General features: G+C 55.6%; 16 protein-coding genes. 9 read left to right on the forward strand and 7 right to left on the reverse strand.

Annotated features, from left to right (window positions below; genetic code table 11):
* Positions 1 to 40 precede the first annotated feature (40 nt).
* The 6 genes from rlmKL (at position 41) to rmf (ending at position 7,968) form a co-directional block, all read left to right on the forward strand.
* Positions 41 to 2,149, forward strand: coding sequence for a bifunctional 23S rRNA (guanine(2069)-N(7))-methyltransferase RlmK/23S rRNA (guanine(2445)-N(2))-methyltransferase RlmL (gene rlmKL, locus AC4ICF_RS08225; RefSeq protein WP_316380057.1), 2,109 nt, complete (start codon positions 41 to 43; stop codon positions 2,147 to 2,149).
* A gap of 12 nt (positions 2,150 to 2,161) precedes the next feature.
* A complete protein-coding gene (locus tag AC4ICF_RS08230; RefSeq protein WP_028012596.1) occupies positions 2,162 to 4,069 on the forward strand; it encodes an ABC transporter ATP-binding protein in 1,908 nt (635 codons plus the stop codon).
* 13 nt (positions 4,070 to 4,082) lie between these two features.
* A complete protein-coding gene (gene pqiA, locus AC4ICF_RS08235; RefSeq protein ID WP_316380058.1) occupies positions 4,083 to 5,336 on the forward strand; it encodes a membrane integrity-associated transporter subunit PqiA in 1,254 nt (417 codons plus the stop codon).
* Between the two features lie 4 nt (positions 5,337 to 5,340).
* The gene (gene pqiB / locus AC4ICF_RS08240) at positions 5,341 to 6,981 is read left to right on the forward strand and encodes an intermembrane transport protein PqiB (RefSeq protein ID WP_116340907.1); all 1,641 of its coding nucleotides are present in this window, start codon (positions 5,341 to 5,343) and stop codon (positions 6,979 to 6,981) included.
* A complete protein-coding gene (gene pqiC, locus AC4ICF_RS08245; protein ID WP_316380059.1) occupies positions 6,978 to 7,544 on the forward strand; it encodes a membrane integrity-associated transporter subunit PqiC in 567 nt (188 codons plus the stop codon). The genes pqiB and pqiC overlap by 4 nt, the downstream gene beginning before the upstream one ends.
* A 256-nt stretch (positions 7,545 to 7,800) precedes the next feature.
* On the forward strand, positions 7,801 to 7,968 hold the full coding sequence (gene rmf / locus AC4ICF_RS08250) for a ribosome modulation factor (RefSeq protein WP_013097261.1): 168 nt from the start codon (positions 7,801 to 7,803) through the stop codon (positions 7,966 to 7,968).
* Between the two features lie 73 nt (positions 7,969 to 8,041).
* Here the strand turns inward: rmf and fabA are convergent, their stop codons facing one another.
* On the reverse strand, positions 8,042 to 8,560 hold the full coding sequence (gene fabA / locus AC4ICF_RS08255) for a bifunctional 3-hydroxydecanoyl-ACP dehydratase/trans-2-decenoyl-ACP isomerase (protein ID WP_000227926.1): 519 nt from the start codon (positions 8,558 to 8,560) through the stop codon (positions 8,042 to 8,044).
* Between the two features lie 68 nt (positions 8,561 to 8,628).
* Positions 8,629 to 10,389 carry a Lon protease family protein gene (locus AC4ICF_RS08260; RefSeq protein ID WP_316380060.1) on the reverse strand — a complete coding sequence of 587 codons (1,761 nt, stop codon included), beginning with the start codon at positions 10,387 to 10,389 and terminating at the stop codon, positions 8,629 to 8,631.
* Positions 10,390 to 10,575: 186 nt separating this feature from the next.
* Between AC4ICF_RS08260 and matP the strand changes: the two genes are divergently transcribed.
* Positions 10,576 to 11,028 carry a macrodomain Ter protein MatP gene (matP, locus tag AC4ICF_RS08265; protein ID WP_023332611.1) on the forward strand — a complete coding sequence of 151 codons (453 nt, stop codon included), beginning with the start codon at positions 10,576 to 10,578 and terminating at the stop codon, positions 11,026 to 11,028.
* Between the two features lie 64 nt (positions 11,029 to 11,092).
* Here the strand turns inward: matP and ompA are convergent, their stop codons facing one another.
* Complete coding sequence (gene ompA / locus AC4ICF_RS08270; RefSeq protein WP_108780329.1) at positions 11,093 to 12,148, reverse strand: porin OmpA; 1,056 nt, start codon at positions 12,146 to 12,148, stop codon at positions 11,093 to 11,095.
* 354 nt (positions 12,149 to 12,502) lie between these two features.
* A complete protein-coding gene (sulA, locus tag AC4ICF_RS08275; protein ID WP_116340904.1) occupies positions 12,503 to 13,012 on the reverse strand; it encodes an SOS-induced cell division inhibitor SulA in 510 nt (169 codons plus the stop codon).
* 217 nt (positions 13,013 to 13,229) lie between these two features.
* Between sulA and AC4ICF_RS08280 the strand changes: the two genes are divergently transcribed.
* On the forward strand, positions 13,230 to 13,856 hold the full coding sequence (locus AC4ICF_RS08280; protein WP_316380061.1) for a TfoX/Sxy family DNA transformation protein: 627 nt from the start codon (positions 13,230 to 13,232) through the stop codon (positions 13,854 to 13,856).
* Here the strand turns inward: AC4ICF_RS08280 and yccS are convergent.
* Positions 13,813 to 15,975, reverse strand: coding sequence for a YccS family putative transporter (yccS, locus tag AC4ICF_RS08285; RefSeq protein WP_233002307.1), 2,163 nt, complete (start codon positions 15,973 to 15,975; stop codon positions 13,813 to 13,815). The two genes, AC4ICF_RS08280 and yccS, sit on opposite strands and share 44 nt — an antisense overlap.
* A gap of 19 nt (positions 15,976 to 15,994) precedes the next feature.
* Positions 15,995 to 16,441 (reverse strand): YccF domain-containing protein, encoded by a 447-nt coding sequence (locus AC4ICF_RS08290; protein ID WP_302220859.1) that lies wholly within the window; start codon positions 16,439 to 16,441, stop codon positions 15,995 to 15,997.
* 123 nt (positions 16,442 to 16,564) lie between these two features.
* Between AC4ICF_RS08290 and helD the strand changes: the two genes are divergently transcribed.
* Positions 16,565 to 18,619 carry a DNA helicase IV gene (helD, locus tag AC4ICF_RS08295; RefSeq protein WP_316380062.1) on the forward strand — a complete coding sequence of 685 codons (2,055 nt, stop codon included), beginning with the start codon at positions 16,565 to 16,567 and terminating at the stop codon, positions 18,617 to 18,619.
* A 58-nt stretch (positions 18,620 to 18,677) separates the two neighbouring features.
* On the opposite strand, the gene mgsA is transcribed toward helD, so the two are convergent.
* Positions 18,678 to 19,136: a methylglyoxal synthase gene (mgsA, locus tag AC4ICF_RS08300; protein ID WP_116340896.1), complete on the reverse strand. Its 459-nt coding sequence runs from the start codon at positions 19,134 to 19,136 to the stop codon at positions 18,678 to 18,680.
* Between the last annotated feature and the right edge of the window lie 61 nt (positions 19,137 to 19,197).

Genomic DNA, 19,197 nt, shown 5'->3' on the forward strand with positions numbered 1-19,197 from the left:
CTATAATGCGCGACAATTTTCTAAGAGTAAAAGTGACGATATGAATTCTCTGTTTGCCAGTACGGCCCGTGGGCTGGAAGAGCTGTTAAAAACTGAACTGGAAGCCCTGGGCGCGCAAGAGTGCCAGGTGGTTCAGGGTGGTGTCCATTTTGAGGGCGACACGCGGCTTATTTACCAGAGCCTGATGTGGAGCCGTCTGGCGTCGCGCATCATGCTGCCGATGAAGGAGTGCAAGGTCTATAGCGACCTGGATCTCTACACCGGCGTACAGATGATCGACTGGACAGAGATTTTCACGCCGAACGCCACCTTCGCGGTGCATTTCAATGGCGTGAACGACGAGATCCGCAACAGCCAGTACGGCGCCCTGCGCGTCAAAGACGCCATTGTGGACTGCTTCACGCGTAAAAATAAGGAACGTCCGAACGTCGATCGCGAAAACCCGGACCTGCGCATCAACGTCTGGCTGAACGGCGACACGGCGAGTATTTCTCTCGATCTAAGCGGCGCAGGCCTGCACCTGCGCGGCTACCGCGATCGCACCGGTATGGCGCCGATCAAAGAAACCCTGGCCGCCGCCATCGTAATGCGCTCCGGCTGGCAGTCGGGCACGCCGCTGCTCGATCCGATGTGCGGTTCCGGTACGCTGCTGATTGAAGCGGCCATGCTGGCCACCGACCGTGCGCCGGGGCTGCACCGCGGCCACTGGGGCTTCAAAGGCTGGGCACAGCACGACGAAGCGCTCTGGAAAGAGGTTAAAGACGACGCGCAGACTCGCGCGCGTAAAGGCCTGGCGGAGTACACCTCGCATTTCTACGGTTCGGACAGCGATCCGCGCGTGATTGAACGTGCCCGCAGCAACGCCCGTCGCGCCGGTATCGGCGAGCTGGTGACCTTCGAGGTGAAAGACGTGGCGAACCTGACCAACCCGCTGCCGAAAGGCCCGTACGGTACCGTGATCAGCAACCCGCCATACGGCGAGCGTCTGGACAGCGAGCCGGCGTTGATTGCCCTGCACAGCCTGCTGGGACGCAACATGAAGGACTACTTCGGCGGCTGGAACCTGTCTCTGTTCAGCGCCTCGCCGGAGCTGCTGAGCTGCCTGCAGCTGCGTGCCGATCGCCAGTTTAAAGCGAAAAACGGCCCGCTGGACTGCGTGCAGAAAAACTACCATCTGGCGGAGAAAGCGGCGGACAGCAAGCCTACCGGCGTGGCGGAAGATTACGCCAACCGTCTGCGCAAGAATCTGAAGAAGTTTGAGAAGTGGGCTAAACAGGAAGGGATCGAGTGTTACCGCCTGTACGATGCCGACCTGCCGGAGTACAACGTGGCGGTTGACCGCTACGCGGACTGGGTGGTGATTCAGGAATATGCGCCGCCGAAAACCATTGATGCGCAAAAAGCGCGTCAGCGTATGCTGGACGTTATTGCGGCAACTATCGCCGTGCTGGGCATTGCACCGAACAAGCTGGTGCTGAAAACCCGCGAGCGTCAGAAGGGTAAAAACCAGTACCAGAAAATGGGCGAAAAGGGTGACTTTATCGAAGTGGGCGAATACAACGCCCGCCTGTGGGTGAACCTGACCGACTATCTTGATACTGGCCTGTTCCTCGACCACCGTATCGCCCGCCGCATGCTCGGCCAGATGAGCAAAGGGAAAGATTTCCTCAACCTGTTCTCCTATACCGGGAGCGCGAGCGTGCACGCCGGTCTCGGCGGCGCGCGCAGCACCACTACGGTGGATATGTCCCGTACCTATCTGGAGTGGGCGGAGCGCAACCTGCGTCTCAATGGCCTGACCGGACGCCAGCATCGCCTGATGCAGGCCGACGTGCTGGGCTGGCTGCGCGATACCGACGAGCAGTTCGACCTGATCTTTATCGATCCGCCGACCTTCTCCAACTCCAAGCGCATGGAGGATAGCTTTGACGTTCAACGCGATCACCTGCGCCTGATGACCGACCTGAAGCGCCTGCTGCGCAAAGGCGGCACCATTATGTTCTCGAACAACAAACGCGGCTTCCGTATGGATCATGACGGCTTAGCAGCCCTGGGCCTGAAAGCACAAGAAATCAGCCAAAAAACGCTGTCTCAGGACTTCGCCCGCAACCGTCAAATTCATAACTGCTGGTTGATTACCGCGGTCTGAAAGGAAAAATAAATGTCATTAATTAGTATGCACGGCGCGTGGCTCTCTTTCAGCGACTCGCCGCTTCTCGATAATGCAGAGCTGCATATCGAAGATAACGAGCGCGTCTGTCTGGTGGGCCGTAACGGCGCGGGTAAATCCACGCTGATGAAAATTCTCAACCGCGAGCAGGGGCTGGATGATGGCCGCATCGTGTACGAGCAGGATCTGATTGTCTCCCGCCTCCAGCAGGACCCGCCGCGCCATGTGACCGGCAGCGTGTACGATTTCGTGGCGGAAGGCATCTCTGAGCAGGCCGAATACCTGAAGCGCTATCACGAGATTTCGCATCTGGTGATGACCGACCCGAGCGACAAGAACCTCAACGAACTGGCGAAAGTGCAGGAGATGCTCGATCACCACGGCCTGTGGCAGCTGGAAAACCGCATTAATGAAGTGCTGGCCCAGCTCGGTCTGGAACCGGATATGGAGCTCTCGGCGCTCTCCGGCGGCTGGCTGCGTAAAGCGGCTCTGGGCCGCGCGCTGGTCAGCGGGCCGAAGGTGCTGCTGCTGGACGAACCGACCAACCACCTGGATATCGAAGCGATTGACTGGCTGGAAGGGTTCCTGAAAACCTTCAGTGGCACCATCATCTTCATCTCGCACGACCGTTCGTTTATTCGCAATATGGCGACGCGCATTGTCGACCTCGACCGCGGCAAGCTGGTCACCTATCCCGGCGATTACGACACCTATCTGCTGGAGAAAGAAGAAAACCTGCGCGTGGAAGAATTGCAGAACGCCGAGTTCGACCGCAAGCTGGCGCAGGAAGAGGTGTGGATCCGCCAGGGTATCAAGGCCCGTCGCACCCGTAACGAGGGCCGCGTGCGCGCGCTGAAGGCCATGCGCCGTGAGCGCAGCGAACGCCGTGAAGTGATGGGCAGCGCCAAAATGCAGGTGGAAGAGGCGTCCCGCTCTGGCAAGATCGTCTTCGAAATGGAAAACGTCAACTACCAGGTTGACGGCAAGGTGCTGGTGAAAGATTTTTCCGCGCAGGTTCAGCGCGGCGATAAAATTGCGCTGATTGGTCCGAACGGCTGCGGTAAAACCACGCTGCTTAAGCTAATGCTGGGCCAGCTGCAGGCTGACAGCGGCCGCATTCACTGTGGCACGAAGCTGGAAGTGGCCTACTTCGACCAACACCGCGCGGAGCTGGATCCGGATCGCACGGTAATGGATAACCTCGCTGAAGGTAAGCAGGAAGTGATGGTAAACGGTAAGCCGCGCCACGTGCTGGGCTACCTGCAGGACTTCCTGTTCCACCCGAAACGTGCGATGACGCCGGTGCGCGCGCTCTCCGGCGGGGAGCGTAACCGTCTTCTGCTGGCTCGTCTGTTCCTGAAGCCAAGCAACCTGCTGATCCTCGATGAACCGACGAACGATCTGGATGTCGAAACGCTGGAATTACTGGAAGAGCTGATCGACGGTTATCAGGGAACCGTGATGCTGGTTAGCCACGATCGTCAGTTCGTGGATAACACCGTGACCGAGTGCTGGATCTTCGAAGGTGAAGGGCGAATTGGCCAATATGTCGGCGGTTATCACGATGCAAAAGGCCAGCAGTCGCAGTCTCTGGCGCAGAAACAGTCGAAGTCCAGAACAAGTTCTGAACCTGCTGTAACAAAAGCAGAAACTGTCAAGAAAACCTCGGCTAAACTAAGCTATAACCTGCAGCGCGAACTGGAGGGGCTACCTCAGCGTCTCGAAGAGCTGGAGGCCGCGCTTGAGGAGCTGCAAGCGCAGGTGGCTGATGCGTCATTCTTCACCCAATCGCATGACTATACTCAGAAAGTACTGGCTGAAATGTCCGCGGCTGAAAAAGCCCTGGAAGAAGCATTTGAGCGCTGGGAGTACCTTGAGTCTCTGAAAAACGGCGCATAAACAGGGATTAAATATGTGTGACCAGCACCATGCCGACAGGCATATATTATGCTCGCAATGCGATATGCTCGTGGCGTTGCCAGAGCTTGGTCACGGACATAAAGCCCTGTGTCCACGCTGTGGCGCGACGTTGACAACCGAGTGGGACGCGCCGCGGCAGCGTCCCACTGCCTACGCGCTGGTAGCACTGTTCATGCTGCTGCTCTCCAATCTCTTCCCCTTCATCTATATGAAGGTCGGTGGGATGACAAGCCAGGTGAATCTGCTTGAAATCCCGGGCGTGATGTTCTCGGAAGATTACGCCAGCCTCGGCACCTTTTTTCTGCTGTTTGTCCAGATAGTCCCGGCGTTTTGCCTGGTCGTCATCCTGTTGCTGGTCAACCGTGTCAGAATGCCGGCATCACTGAAAATCCGGCTCGCGCGTATCCTTTTTCAGCTCAAAAGCTGGGGGATGGCCGAGATTTTTCTGGCGGGGATACTGGTCAGTTTCGTGAAGCTAATGGCGTACGGCGACGTGGGGATTGGCAGCAGCTTTATTCCCTGGTGTCTGTATTGCGTTCTGCAGCTGCGCGCTTTCCAGTGCGTGGACAGGCGCTGGGCCTGGGATGATATCGCCCCGGCACCGACGCTCGCGCAGACGGTGAAGGTGGGCGTGCCGGGTATTCGTCAGGGGCTCCGTTCTTGTCCGTGCTGTACCGCCGTGCTGCCTGCCGATCTCGAGGTTTGTCCGCGCTGCGAAACGAAGGGCCATGTTCGCCGTAAAAACAGCCTGCAGTGGACGATGGCGCTGCTGGTGACCTCCGTCATGCTGTATCTGCCCGCCAATATTCTGCCGATTATGATCACCGATTTGCTCGGCGACAAAATGCCCTCGACGATCCTCGCCGGGGTCATACTGCTGTGGGGCGAAGGATCCTATCCTGTCGCCGGCGTGATTTTCATCGCCAGTATCATGGTGCCCACCTTGAAAATGATCGCGATTGCCTGGCTCTGCTGGGATGCAAAAGGCCACGGAAAGCGCGACAGCGAACGCATGCACCTGATTTACGAAGTGGTCGAATTTGTCGGTCGTTGGTCAATGATCGACGTGTTTGTAATTGCCGTTCTCTCTGCGCTGGTGCGGATGGGCGGTTTGATGAGTATTTATCCCGCGATGGGGGCTTTAATGTTTGCACTGGTCGTGATTATGACCATGTTTGCGGCCATGACCTTCGACCCTCGTTTATCGTGGGATCGTGAGCCTGAATCAAGCCATGAGGAAGAGTAAGAGCATGGAAAATAAGAGTGGAGAGGCGAAAGTGCAGAAGGTCAAAAACTGGTCGCCGGTGTGGATTTTTCCCATTGTGACTGCGCTGATCGGTGCCTGGATCCTGTTTTATCATTACAGCCATCAGGGGCCGGAAGTGACGCTGATTACCACCAATGCCGAGGGGATTGAGGGCGGTAAAACGACCATCAAAAGCCGTAGCGTGGATGTGGGCGTGGTGGAAAGCGCAACCCTGACCGACGATTTAACCCATGTGGAGATTAAGGCGCGCCTTAATGCCGGCATGGAAAAACTGCTGCACGGCGACTCTGTTTTCTGGGTAGTTAAACCGCAGGTGGGGCGTGAAGGGATCAGCGGCTTAGGGACGCTGCTTTCGGGTGCCTACATCGAGCTGCAGCCAGGTGCAAAAGGCAACCAGCCGGCGCAGTACCAGCTTCTGGATTCACCGCCGCTGGCACCGCCTGATGCAAAAGGTATCCGCGTGATCCTCGACAGTAAAAAAGCGGGCCAGCTCACGGCGGGCGATCCGGTGCTGTTCCGCGGCTATCGCGTGGGGTCGGTGGAGAAAAGCACGTTTGATCCTCAGAAAAGAGCTATCAGCTATCAGCTGTTCATCAATGCGCCTAACGATCGTCTGGTCACCAGCAACGTCCGTTTCTGGAAAGACAGCGGCATCGCGGTGGATCTGACCTCGGCGGGCATGCGCGTTGAAATGGGATCGCTGACAACGCTGTTTGGCGGCGGCGTGAGCTTTGACGTACCGGAAGGGCTCGACCTGGGGCAGCCGGTTGCGGAGAACACCGCTTTCCGCCTGTTCGACGATCAAAAAAGCATTCAGGATGCGCTCTACACCGATCACGTTGACTTCCTGATGTTCTTCAAAGATTCCGTCCGCGGTCTGCAGCCGGGAGCGCCTGTTGAGTTCCGCGGTATTCGCCTTGGTACGGTTGGACAAGTTCCGTTCTTTGTGCCTGGCCTGCAGCAGGTACTGGATGATGACTACCGCATACCGGTGCTGATTCGTATTGAACCCGAACGCCTGATCAATCAGATTGGCGAGAATCAGGATATTGCCACCCACATAAGCCAGCTGATGGAACGCGGTCTGCGTGGATCGTTGAAGACGGGTAACCTGGTGACCGGTGCGCTGTATGTGGATATGGACTTCTACCCGAAAGCACCGCCGATTACCGGTATTCGTGAATTCGGTGGCTATAAGATCATCCCAACGGTGAGCAGCGGTCTGGCGCAGATCCAGCAGCGTCTGATGGAGACGCTGGATAAGATCAACAATTTGCCATTGAACCCAATGATTGAAGCAGCGACAGGTTCATTGCATCAAAGCCAGGCGACAATGCAACGCCTGCAGGCCACGCTGGATAACATCAATAAGATCACCGCCAGCCAGAGCATGCAGCAGCTGCCGCAGGATATGCAGAAAACGCTGCGTGAGTTGAACCGCAGTATGCAGGGCTTCCAGCCCGGCTCGGCGGCATACAACAAGATGGTCGCAGATATGCAGCGTCTCGATCAGGTCTTGCGTGAACTGCAGCCGGTTCTGAAAACGCTCAACGAGAAGAGCAATGCGCTGGTGTTCGAAGCGAAAGATAAAAAGGATCCTGAGCCGAAGAGGGCGAAACAATGAAAAAATGGCTAGCGATTGCAGGAGCGATGGTACTCACGGCCTGTAGCTCCGGGAGCGAAACGAAAAGCTACTACCAGCTACCGATGGGGACGCAGGCGGTTACGCAAAGTAGCGCCTCGCAGGGCAACCGTCTGCTGTGGGTTGAGCAGGTCGCCGTGCCAGATTACCTGGCCGGCAACGGAGTGGTCTATCAGACCAGCGATGTGCAGTACGTTATCGCCAACAACAACCTGTGGGCCAGTCCGCTGGATCAGCAGCTACGCAATACGCTGGTGGCGAATCTTGGCAGTCAGCTTCCGGGCTGGGTTGTTGCCTCCCAGCCTCTGGGAAGCGATCAGGACACGCTGAACGTCACGGTAACGGGCTTCCATGGTCGTTATGACGGTGCCGTTGTCATCAGCGGCGAGTGGCTGTTGAATCATCAGGGACAGCTGATTAAGCGTCCTTTCCATCTGGAGCTGAAGCAGCAGAAGGATGGCTATGATGAAATGGTGAAAGTGCTGGCCCAGGGCTGGGCGCAGGAATCAGCCAATATCGCCAGGGAAATTTCCCGGCTGCCATAAGTAAAATTCATCGTCAAAAACCGCAATCGGCCTGGTGCTGATTGCGGTTTTTTTTTCGTTTTGGCGTCAGGTTGTTACTTGTGCCGCGTCACAATTTTTGTACAAATGATCTTCTGGCTAGCTCACAAATATGACACCCGTATGAATTTTGAACATTGACGCTGGGACTAATTCGGGGTATTCGTTATCTGTGCCTGCGCATCTGGCGCAGACACTGTTTTCTTTCCACCAGACAAAAGAATGAGGGAAACGAGGCATGAAGAGACAGAAACGAGATCGCCTGGAACGGGCTCATCAACGTGGTTATCAGGCCGGCATCGCTGGACGTTCGAAAGAAATGTGTCCTTATCAGACGATAAACCAAAGGTCACAATGGCTGGGAGGCTGGCGAGAAGCCATCGGCGACAGGGCACTTATAGCCTGATAACGTCTCTTTAAAAAAAGAAACCTCCGCACTGCGGAGGTTTCGCCTTTCTGGATGGGGCTAAAAGCCGTTATCAGAAAGCAGAGGTATCCTGGAACAGACCCACTTTCAGGTCGTTAGCGGTATAGATCAGACGACCGTCTACCAGCACTTCGCCATCTGCCAGGCCCATAATCAGGCGACGGTTAACGATGCGCTTGAAGTGAATACGATAAGTCACTTTCTTCGCCGTAGGCAGAACCTGACCGGTGAATTTCACTTCGCCCACGCCCAGCGCGCGGCCTTTACCTTCACCACCCAGCCAGCCCAGATAGAAGCCAACCAGCTGCCACATGGCATCCAGGCCCAGGCAGCCAGGCATTACCGGATCGCCAATAAAGTGGCAACCGAAGAACCACAGGTCCGGGTTGATATCGAGTTCTGCTTCTACGTAACCCTTATCGAAGTTGCCGCCGGTTTCGGTCATTTTCACGACACGGTCCATCATCAGCATGTTCGGGGCCGGTAACTGTGGGCCTTTCGCGCCAAACAGTTCTCCGCGACCAGAGGCAAGAAGGTCTTCTTTTGTATAGGATTCGCGTTTATCTACCATGTTCTCAGTAAGCCTTATTTTAGTGAAGGACGCAGGATAGCTAACACGTGTACGCTGAACAAGTCCGATCAGTTCGAACTCAACCAACCCAGCCAGCGTAACGGCCATGGATAACGATGACGAGCATCCTGCTGTGTCGCCTGAGCAATGCGCTCCTGGATAGTCTGCATCAGGGTCGTCTGCCCCTCGCCATCCCATACCAGGTTTGTCAGTAAGGGTAGTGCATCCTCAATCCCTTCGATTGCCCAGATGGCGAATTGTTCCTGTTCAACCGCGTCCAGAATATCCTGGCTCAGGCTGAGATGGCGTACGTTGGGCGCGGGAATAATCACCCCCTGTTTGCCGTTTAAACCACGCTGCTGACAAATAGAGAAGAAGCCTTCAATTTTTTCGTTCAGACCGCCAACGGGCTGAGCACGACCAAACTGATCGACCGAACCGGTGATGGCAATATTCTGGTTGATCGGCACGTCCGCCAAGGCGCTGATTAAGACGCACAGCTCTGCCATAGAGGCGCTATCGCCATCCACTTCGCTGTAGGACTGTTCGAACGTCAGCGAGGCGGAGAAGGGGATTTGCTGCTCGAGCTGCAGCTCGGACATCAAAAACGCCTGCATGATCATCATGCCTTTGGCGTGAATGTTTCCGCCCAGCTCGGCTTTGCGTTCAATATCGGTAAACTCGCCATCGCCAATATGCACAACGCAGCTGATACGGGACGGTTCACCGAACGCGCGCGGATGGCCGGGAAATTCAATCACCGACAGGGCGTTAATCTGACCGACGCGTTCGCCTTCGGTCTCGACCAGAATTTGTTCCAGCAGAATTTCATCCTGCATGCGGTCAGCAAGATAGCCTTCGCGCCACTCCCGCTGCGCCAGCATCTGGGTGAGCTGTTCGCCAGTAAAGGCGCCGTTACCGCCGATGGTACCCACCTCACGCAGCTGCTTGCCGATCCAGAGCGGGCAGAGCGGCAAGGTCTCCTGGTCACCGGTATAGCGAACGGCTTCACGGATCAAACCCGGCCACGCGTCGGCGGCAGGCGTTGGCAATGCAAAACGTTCCGCCACGGCCATCACCCACTGACACCACTGCGCCATGTCGTCAGCATCGGCAATCTGGATGTTGTCTTCATATTCGCTGTAAACTGCCTGCTCGGCCAGTTCCGGCTCCATTTCCTGGAAGTCCGCCAGCGATTCGCGGTCGCCCGTCAGCACGACGGTCAGCGACAGCGGCATTGACGGCACGGAGACAGGAAGAGGGCGAGACTCATCGTAACCGACCCAGTCAAAGCGCTGTTGGGTCACAATGGTTTTCAGGCGCATCCACAGCAGCGGCTGCGAGAGCAGGGTGCGCAGTGAGATGATGAGCACGCCGCCGTTTGCGCGATGCACCAGCCCCGGCTGCAGGGAAAGCTCGCCGTTAAACTGGCGCAGACAGCCAAAGAGCTGTTCAGCCTCGACCCAATTAGCGGTTATCACCTCGCCTTTAGCAGCAAAACGACCGTCGGCCTGGCCCGCCGGTTCGAAGGTAATATTATTCCCCGCGATACGATACTGGCCGCCAAAGACCGCGTTGGTGTCCGGCTGCAGCTGGCGCATGGCATCCCCAAGCAGCGTCAGATATTCCGCTTCTTCCGGGGCTTTCAGCAGCATGAAGGGCGATGTCGCCCACGGACTTAACGCCTGCTCCAGCGCATAATGTAAGCGTGGTTGCGTATCGCTAAGGATGAATTCGTGTTCTTTTGCGAGATCGGGCTGTGCAAACAGTTCCTGATAGCTCTCGGCATCCGGAACAAGGTCACGCCATGCTAGTTTCGTAATGGTCAAAGTTGATGTTTTTTAGTCAGATGTAAAAGCGTGGAGTATACCGTAAGCGGGGGGCTCTACCCAAGCAGGATCGGGTATTTCAGCAGGCGGATTGGCCGCATTCACTCACAGGATATGATTTCTTTTCAGCAGATTGCTAAAAAACTGATATTCTGAACAGAGTTACGTGGTAACACTGAGATCGCAATGAAATATCAACAACTGGAAAATCTCGAAAGCGGCTGGAAATGGAAGTACCTGGTCAAAAAGCACCGTGAAGGGGAGCTGATCACCTGCTACATCGAAGCCAGCGCTGCGCAAGAAGCCGTGGATATTTTGCTGACCCTCGAAAATGAACCGGTACAGGTTAATGGCTGGATTGAGAAGCACATTAATCCTGCGTTGCTAAACCGGATGAAGCAAACTATCCGCGCGCGACGTAAACGGCATTTTAATGCTGAGCATCAGCATACCCGGAAAAAGTCCATCGATCTTGAATTCGTGGTCTGGCAGCGTCTGGCTGGGCTGGCGCAACGGCGTGGTAAGACCCTGTCGGAAACCATCGTGCAGTTGATTGAGGATGCCGAACATAAAGAGAAGTACGCTAACCAGATGTCGTCGCTGAAAAACGACCTTCAGGCGTTGTTGGGCAAAAAGTAGATTTTTGTTTTCTTAAGACAATAAAAAACCCCGCATGGCGGGGTTTTTTTTATAAGACGATAACTTATGCCGCTGGCTGAGTTACAACGTCTTTAACGCCTTTAACTTCGATCTCTACGCGACGATCTGGTGCCAGGCAGTCGATCAGTGCAGCGCGAGCTTTAACGTTGTCACAGGTGTTGCCAGTAACTGGGTTAGATTCGCCCATACCACGTGGGGAGATCTTGTTAGCTGGGATACCTTTAGAGATCAGGTAATCAACAACAGACTGAGCACGTTTCTCAGACAGTTTCTGGTTGTAAGCGTCAGAACCGATGCGGTCGGTGAAGCCCAGAACCACTACAGAACCGTCTTTAGGATCCAGGTTGCTCAGCTGGGTGTACAGCTGATCCAGTGCCTGCTGACCTTCTGGTTTCAGGGTCGCTTTGTTGAAGTTGAACAGAACGTCAGACTTCAGAGTGAAGTGCTTGGTCTGTACTTCTGGAGCTGGAGCCGGCGCTGGAGCAACAACTGGTGCTGCATCTTCCTGCTGGCCGAAACGGTAGGAAACACCTACGCTCAGCATGCCGTTGTCTGGACGAACGCCAACGGTAGCACCGTCACCGATGTTGTTAACCCACTGGTATTCCAGACGGGTAGCGATGTCACGGGTCATAGCCCACTCAACGCCACCAGCGAATACTGGGGAAACGCCAGTGTCATGGTCGTCGCCAGCGATGTTGTTGCTGGAGTCTGCACGCCATACCATGCCGCCCAGACGGGTGTACACGTCCAGATCGTCAGTTACTGGGTAACCCAGTTTAGCGGTCAGCTGAACGCCCTGAGCTTTGAAAGCGCCATTGATGGTATCGCCTTTGTATGGCATACGACCTAACCAGTCGTAACCCATTTCAAAGCCAACATACGGGTTAACCTGATAGCCACCGAACGCACCTGCACCAAGCTGGCTCTCGTGAGTAGGGCCATCGTTGTTCAGGCTGCTGTTGTACCAGCCAGTGTCATGGAACTGAGACCAGCCCAGTTTACCACCTGCATACCAGGTATTATCTTTCGGAGCGGCCTGCGCTACGGTAGCGAAGCCAGCCAGTGCCACTGCAATCGCGATAGCTGTCTTTTTCATTTTTTGCGCCTCGTTATCATCCAAAATTCGCCATGAAGGTCTCAAGAGAGAATCACGGTTAAATCCTTCACCGGGGGGCGTGGTCAAATATAAATCTACCGATATCTTCGGCTTAGGCCGAGCACCCCTGGCGATGTAAAGTCTACAACGTAGCTGAAAACTTACAAGTGTGAAGTCTGTCAGGCATATGAAAAAAAAAGTTCCGTATACCTATTATTTAACATTTTTAGAACGAATTTTGTGCAATAAAATTAAGGAGAACCGCACCAGACAAGCCTTGCCGGAATTTTGAGGCCGGGAACTAAAACCGCATCTTGCGGTCAAAAAAAATTCCAGGAAAAATCTTAATTTCACTCAATGATACAAATTTGAGTGAATTTTTAGCCCAGAAAGTTGTCCTCTGCGATAAGAATCTGGACGAACCGGGCGCATGATAAACCCGATCGCATTCCCTTCTTCAGCCGCTTCGGTCAGACGAAAATGTTCCTCTTCCGTCAATTCTTCCGGTAACCACCCGATCACCACGCTGTAATTTCCGGTGCGCAACGCTCGAATCATCGACTCGACGGTATCACACGGTGAAAGTTGGTTGATCTGCATCACCTTAGCCAGGGGCAGGCCTGCGGACTGCACCCATTCACGGCTCAGTTTCTGCTGTGGCGTCAGCCAGAGTTGCCAGCGAGATTGCTGACCAAGCTGCTGTAATAGCGGCAGCAGCAGGAGTTGGGTCAACAGGGGCTGGTCTTCACGATAAACCACTTCACTAATAAGCCCCGTCGAAGCACCACCAACGGCGTTTTGCGCGACATTGCCCGCGGTAGAGGTGAGAGAAGTTGAGCGATTTGCATAGCCTGAAGTGTACATTTTCATTCCAGCCCTGTAGTTACTGTATGAATATACAGTAACCCCTGTATGCATAAAGATCAACCTCATTTTCGGAAAGCGACTCGCAAAATTCATTCAATATTGATGCCCTTCGAAAAATCATCTTGCTCAACGACGCTAAGTTGCCTATTTTCCTGCTAACGGATCCGCTAGTAAGAAACTTCGTTGTTACTTTATGATTTTGAAGGGAAATATCATGAAAAAGATATCTTATGAACGGATTTATAAATCCCAGGAATACCTCTCACCGCTGGGTGAAATTCATCATCGTGCGCTGTTCGGCGGCTATACCCTGGCGGTGGATGACGCGGTTTTTGCCATGGTGTCAGATGGCGAGCTTTACCTCCGAGCCTGTGAAGAAAGCGCCAAATACTGTGTAAAAAATGCTGCGTCTTTTTTGACCCTGATGAAGCGGGGTCGCCCGGTGCTTCTCAACTATTACCGGGTGGATGACGGGTTATGGCAGGACAGGGAGCGTCTGCTTCAGCTCTCTTCGTTCGCGCTCAATGCGGCGAGAAAAGAGCGTTATCAGCGCCATCAGCGCAATCGACTTAAAGATCTGCCAAACCTGACCTTTCAGCTGGAAGTGTTGCTCCTTGAAGCGGGCATTGCCAACGAAGAAACGCTGCGGGCGCTTGGTGCCAGGGAGAGCTGGCTGAAAATGCGGGCGAAAAATAAAGCGCTTAGTATCAAAGTGCTTTTCGCGCTGGAAGGGGCTATTGAAGGGCTACATGAGGCGGCACTCCCGGCCGGCATTCGCCGGGAGTTGACGGAGTGGTTTAATGCGCTGCCTGCGCCACAGGAAAATCACTCCTCAAGGTAGCGATTTGCTGTTGCAGCCGGCAAATTTCAGGCAGCAAGGCGATGAGCAGGCCAATCTGCTGTAACACCAGAGGCGCTTTGCTGTCGTTTCCGGGCTCCAGATGCGCTATACGTTGCGTCAGTTCATCCAGCGCTTGTCTCACGCGCGGTTCATCGGCTGGCCGGTGATGCAAAGCGTCATCGACATAACAGACCGCGTCATCCAGCAGGCTGAGGATACCCGGGTTGGTCAGTTTCTCGCGGTGGGCACCCAGCGTCGAAATATAGCTCGTGAAGGTATGGTTCAGGCAGAGCAGCCGGAAAGCCGTCTCACGGATCTCCGCCGTGGCGCGCGGCTCCGTTGACATGTTGGAGACGACCGAGGCCAGCTCGGCATCGCTGTTGTGCGCATCGCGGCGGGCTATACGGTAAGCCAGACGGTTATCGCGACCCTGATGGTATTGCTCAAGGATGGCATCCAGATATCGACAGTTGGCGTTCATGGCCCTGTCTAACACGCGCGGTAAGTTACGGAAACGCCAGTCCGGCCAGATAAAGCTGACCGCGGCCCAGGCGATGGCGCAGCCAATAAGGGTATCGATCACACGGGGCAGGGCGACCTCGAAACCTTCACCCAGCAGGTTAAAGCAGAGCAGAACCAGCAGCGTGATGAACATGGTGGCATGAGCGTACTGTACGTTGCGAAACGCGAAGAACAACACGCCGGTGATCACGATCAGGATCAGCTGTCCTTCAATAGACGGCACGAAATAGAGCACCGGAAGGCCGATTGCGACGCCGACCAGCGTGCCGATAATGCGCAGCGCCAGGCGGTGTCGGGTGGCGTTATAGTTCGGCTGGCAGACGAACAGGCTGGTCAGCAGGATCCAGTAGCCGTGGTGCAAACCGGTTATCTGGATAAAAGCATACCCCACGCATAAGACCACGGACATTCGCACCGCGTGGCGAAACAGCGCCGACTCCGGCGTAAAATTGCGGCTCAGCCGCAGCCACATATCGCTAACGCCATGCACGCTGTCATCAGCGAGCTGGTTGTCTATCTCATTGCCCGGCATTGCCATCGCCTGCTCGGACTCAATCGTCGCCAGCTGTGCATCAATCGCCCGCAGGTTGTTCAGCAGAAAACCCAGCGCTTTGATCTGTTCCGGTGACGTTCCACTGGCCTGCACGCGGTCGAGCGCCGCATCAAGATGGCTAAATACCCGTTCGAAGCGTGAGTCATGCTGATAGGGCGTGCGCAGCAGAATGGATCGTGCGAGCTGCTGGCATGCCTGAGACTGCATGGACAGCAGGCGCTGGAAGCGGAACATCACGTCGCTGTAGCGGAACTTCTCGCGCAGAGCGGCGTACTGAACGTGCGAAGAGCTGGCGCGTTCATGAATATCCTGAGCAGCAAAATAGTAGTGTAAGGTCCTTCGCGTTCCGCGCTGGCCGCGATCCCCGCGCAGACGGGTAAGCAGCGAGGCTTTCGTCTGGTTTAGGGTGGCGACCAGTTGGCCGTTGGCCAGCGCCAGATCGTAAAGCGGCGCCTGGCTTTCTTCCTCGATATCCGGGTCGAACAGTCGGGATTTCAGTTCCAGATAGTGGGCTAACTGCTCAAAGCTGCGGGCGAGATTATCCTGCAGAGGGCGAACCGGGAAGATCAGATGCCCGGTTAACGTCAGCAGGTTATACCAGATGGCCCCCAGCAAGAGCAGAACCGGCTGCTGATACCATTGGTCGTAAAGTGACACTCCCAGCATGGTATAGATGGCGATGAGCAAGGCACCGAAGGCGATAGTGGCATAGCGCTGCCCCAGACCGCCCAGCAAAATAAACCCGCTGGTTGAAAGCGTAAGGCCCAGGGCAAACAGCCAGGGCCAGGGAAAGAGCAACTCAACGGACGCGGAGGCGATAAAAAAACAGACGAGCGTAATCACCAGGTTACGCAAACGGCCAGCCAGGCGATCGTCCAGATCCGCCAGCGCTCCGGCCACCACCCCCAACGTGAGCGGGATGGTGAGTTTCACATCATTCAGCCACCACGGCAGGGCAGCCGTGCCGCAAAGCGCGATAAAAATCCTGACGTTGTAGAGCCAGGCGCTGTTCCAGGTATAACGGCGAAGCAGTGGGCTTAGCATAAACGCGGCCAGTCCTTATTTACTGAAAACGACGACGTGCGTTCGCTTCACGCGCCGCCTGGGCCACTTCGACCGGAACCACCCTGCGACCGACGGGCCAAAGGGCGATGGCGGCGATCTTAAAGTTTGCGAGCCCGACCGGAATACCAATTATTGAGATGCACTGCGCAATACCGGCAAAAATATGCATGATGCACAGCCACCAGCCGAAGAAAATCAGCCACAGAATGTTCAGCAAAGTTCCCCCCGTATTCATCAGGGCGCTCTTGCTCTCCGGGTTCAGTTCGTCTACGTGGATAGCTTCGTTACCGTAGGGGATGAACGAGAGTTTCGTGATTTCCCAGCAGGAACGAGTCAGGGGAAGCGTGAAAATCAGGACGATGCTCACCAGCGTGGCAAAAAGCCAGGAAAGGGTGGTGGCAAAACCGCCCAGCACAAAATTCAACACATTCAGAACGGTACGCATAAACCCTCACTTCCTTTCGATAAAATTAACGCCCAATGATTGTAACGTTTTTTTAGGCTGGAGCACCTTAAAACTGGCAGTTAAACTGTCAGGTAAATTATCTCTTCGTGGATTTGGCGGGACATGGAACTGAAAGCAACTTCATTAGGCAAACGCCTGGCGCAACACCCCTATGACAGAGTTGTTCTGCTCAATGCCGGGGTGAAAGTCACCGGAGAACGCCACGAATACCTTATTCCGTTTAATCAGCTTCTGGCTATTCACTGCAAGCGCGGGCTGGTGTGGGGCGAGCTGGAGTTTGTTCTGCCTGACGATAAAGTCGTGCGTCTTCACGGCACCGAGTGGGCGGAAACCCAGCGTTTCCATCATCACCTGAACGCGATCTGGCAGCAGTGGAGTCACGACATGAGCGTCATTGCCGCTCAGGTACTGCAGCAGGTGCTGGACGATATTGCCCATAGCAACGCGCAACAAACGTGGCTGACACGTCAGCAGACCGCCGGGCTACAGCAAAAGATCCGGCAGGCGCTCTCGGCGCTGCCGCTCTCCGTGACGCGTCTTGATGAGTTCGACAACTGTCGCGACGCCTGGCGTCAGTGTCAGGCCTGGCTGAACGATATGGATAAAAGCCGGCTGGCGCATAATCAGGCCTGGACAGACGCCATGCTCACCCAATACGCCGACTTTTTCAGCACGGTGGAATCTTCACCGCTCAACCCTGCTCAGGCGCGCGCGGTGGTCAACGGCGAGCAGTCGCTGCTGGTGCTGGCGGGGGCCGGAAGCGGTAAAACGTCGGTGCTGGTGGCGCGTGCGGGCTGGCTTCTCACCACCGGGGAGGCCGTTGCCGAGCAGATCCTGCTTCTGGCCTTTGGCCGCAAGGCGGCACAGGAGATGGATGAACGTATCCAGGAACGCCTGCACACCCGGGATATCACGGCCAGAACCTTCCATGCCCTCGCGCTGCATATCATTCAGCAGGGCAGCAAAAAAGTGCCTGCCATCAGTAAACTGGAAAACGACGCGCAGGCGCGGCAGGCGTTGTTTATTAAAACGTGGCGTCAGCAGTGCAGTGAGAAAAAGGCGCAGGCGAAAGGGTGGCGCCAGTGGCTGGAGGAGGAACTCAACTGGGAGGTGCCGGAGGGCAGTTTCTGGCAGGATGAAAAACTGGCGCGTCGGCTCGGCTCGCGACTTGACCGCTGGGTCAGCCTGATGCGAATGCACGGCGGCTCACAGGCAGAGATGATTGAAAGCGCGCCGGAGGCGATCCGCGATCTGTTTTCGAAGCGGGTCAAGCTGATGGCTCCGCTGCTGAAAGGCTGGAAAACCGCGCTGAAAGAGGAAAATGCCGTCGATTTCTCCGGTTTGATCCATCAGGCTATCATCATTCTTGAGAAGGGGCGCTTTGTCAGCCCATGGAAACATATTCTGGTGGATGAGTTTCAGGACATCTCACCCCAGCGTGCTGCACTGCTCTCGGCGCTGCGGGCGCAAAATAAACATACCTCGCTGTTTGCGGTGGGGGACGACTGGCAGGCCATCTACCGCTTCAGCGGGGCGCAGCTTTCACTGACGACCGCGTTCCACCACTATTTTGGCGAGGGTGACCGCAGCGATCTGGACACGACATACCGCTTCAATTCACGAATTGGTGAGATCGCCAACCGCTTTATCCAGCAGAACCCGCATCAGCTGGCAAAGCCGCTCAATAGCCTGCGCCCGGGGGATAAAAAAGCGGTCACCCTGCTGGCGGATGATCAGCTGGAGCCGCTGCTGGACAAGCTCAGCGGCTATGCGAAGCCCAATGAGCGAATCCTTGTGCTTGCGCGCTACCATCACCTTAAACCCGCGGCGCTGGAAAAAGCCGCCACCCGTTGGCCGAAACTGCAGCTTGAATTTATGACCATTCACGCCAGCAAAGGGCAGCAGGCCGATTATGTGATTGTGGTGGGGCTGAAAGAGGGCAGCGACGGTTTCCCGGCCCCGGCTCGCGAGTCGGTCATGGAAGAGGCCCTGCTGCCGGTGCCGGAAGACTTTCCGGACGCCGAAGAGCGGCGTTTGCTGTACGTGGCCATCACCCGCGCACGTCATCGCGTGTGGCTGCTGTTCAATAAAGAAGAGCCATCCGTGTTTGTCGATATCCTGAAGAGTATTGATGTGCCGGTAGCGCGTAAACCATAACGATGTCAGGCAAGATTTTCCAGGCCGGGTAAGGCGTAGCCGCCGCCCGGCAAAAAAGCTACTTCAGTCTTTCGGACAGATAGCGCTGATAGTCCGGAATAAGGATCTCAACCGGCGAGTTAAACTGCGGCGATTCAATGATGAAATCCGCCGTCGACAGGTTCGTCGCCACCGGAATATTCCACACCGTCGCCAGGCGCAGCAGCGCTTTGACGTCCGGATCGTGCGGAACCGCGTTCAGCGGATCCCAGAAGAAGATCAGCACATCAATTTTCCCTTCGGAAATTTGCGCGCCGACCTGCTGATCGCCGCCCATCGGGCCGCTCAGCATCGCATTCACCTCCAGGCCCGTTTCGCGCTGGATCAGGTTACCGGTGGTACCGGTCGCCGAGAGGGCGTGCTTTTGCAGCAACGGCTGATGGCGGCGAACCCAGTTAAGCAGCATTTGTTTACAGTGATCGTGCGCCACCAGCGCAATGTGTTTACGTTCAGGCAGCGTGCGTGTTGTCAGTTCCATAATCATTTCCATCAGGTTAACTGACTACACGATGACGGGAACCGCCTGACCCTGCAAGAGA

The organism is Enterobacter sp. ECC_219_Taxon_10 (assembly GCF_058354905.1).

Excerpts from the sequence above, each read along its gene's own strand:
- rlmKL (WP_316380057.1), top strand. The coding sequence starts at position 41 with ATGAATTCTCTGTTTGCCAGTACGGCCCGTGGGCTGGAAGAGCTGTTA.
- AC4ICF_RS08230 (WP_028012596.1), top strand. The coding sequence starts at position 2,162 with ATGTCATTAATTAGTATGCACGGCGCGTGGCTCTCTTTCAGCGACTCG.
- pqiA (WP_316380058.1), top strand. The coding sequence starts at position 4,083 with ATGTGTGACCAGCACCATGCCGACAGGCATATATTATGCTCGCAATGC.
- pqiB (WP_116340907.1), top strand. The coding sequence starts at position 5,341 with ATGGAAAATAAGAGTGGAGAGGCGAAAGTGCAGAAGGTCAAAAACTGG.
- pqiC (WP_316380059.1), top strand. The coding sequence starts at position 6,978 with ATGAAAAAATGGCTAGCGATTGCAGGAGCGATGGTACTCACGGCCTGT.
- rmf (WP_013097261.1), top strand. The coding sequence starts at position 7,801 with ATGAAGAGACAGAAACGAGATCGCCTGGAACGGGCTCATCAACGTGGT.
- fabA (WP_000227926.1), bottom strand. The coding sequence starts at position 8,560 with ATGGTAGATAAACGCGAATCCTATACAAAAGAAGACCTTCTTGCCTCT.
- matP (WP_023332611.1), top strand. The coding sequence starts at position 10,576 with ATGAAATATCAACAACTGGAAAATCTCGAAAGCGGCTGGAAATGGAAG.
- ompA (WP_108780329.1), bottom strand. The coding sequence starts at position 12,148 with ATGAAAAAGACAGCTATCGCGATTGCAGTGGCACTGGCTGGCTTCGCT.
- sulA (WP_116340904.1), bottom strand. The coding sequence starts at position 13,012 with ATGTACACTTCAGGCTATGCAAATCGCTCAACTTCTCTCACCTCTACC.
- AC4ICF_RS08280 (WP_316380061.1), top strand. The coding sequence starts at position 13,230 with ATGAAAAAGATATCTTATGAACGGATTTATAAATCCCAGGAATACCTC.
- yccS (WP_233002307.1), bottom strand. The coding sequence starts at position 15,975 with ATGCTAAGCCCACTGCTTCGCCGTTATACCTGGAACAGCGCCTGGCTC.
- AC4ICF_RS08290 (WP_302220859.1), bottom strand. The coding sequence starts at position 16,441 with ATGCGTACCGTTCTGAATGTGTTGAATTTTGTGCTGGGCGGTTTTGCC.
- helD (WP_316380062.1), top strand. The coding sequence starts at position 16,565 with ATGGAACTGAAAGCAACTTCATTAGGCAAACGCCTGGCGCAACACCCC.
- mgsA (WP_116340896.1), bottom strand. The coding sequence starts at position 19,136 with ATGGAACTGACAACACGCACGCTGCCTGAACGTAAACACATTGCGCTG.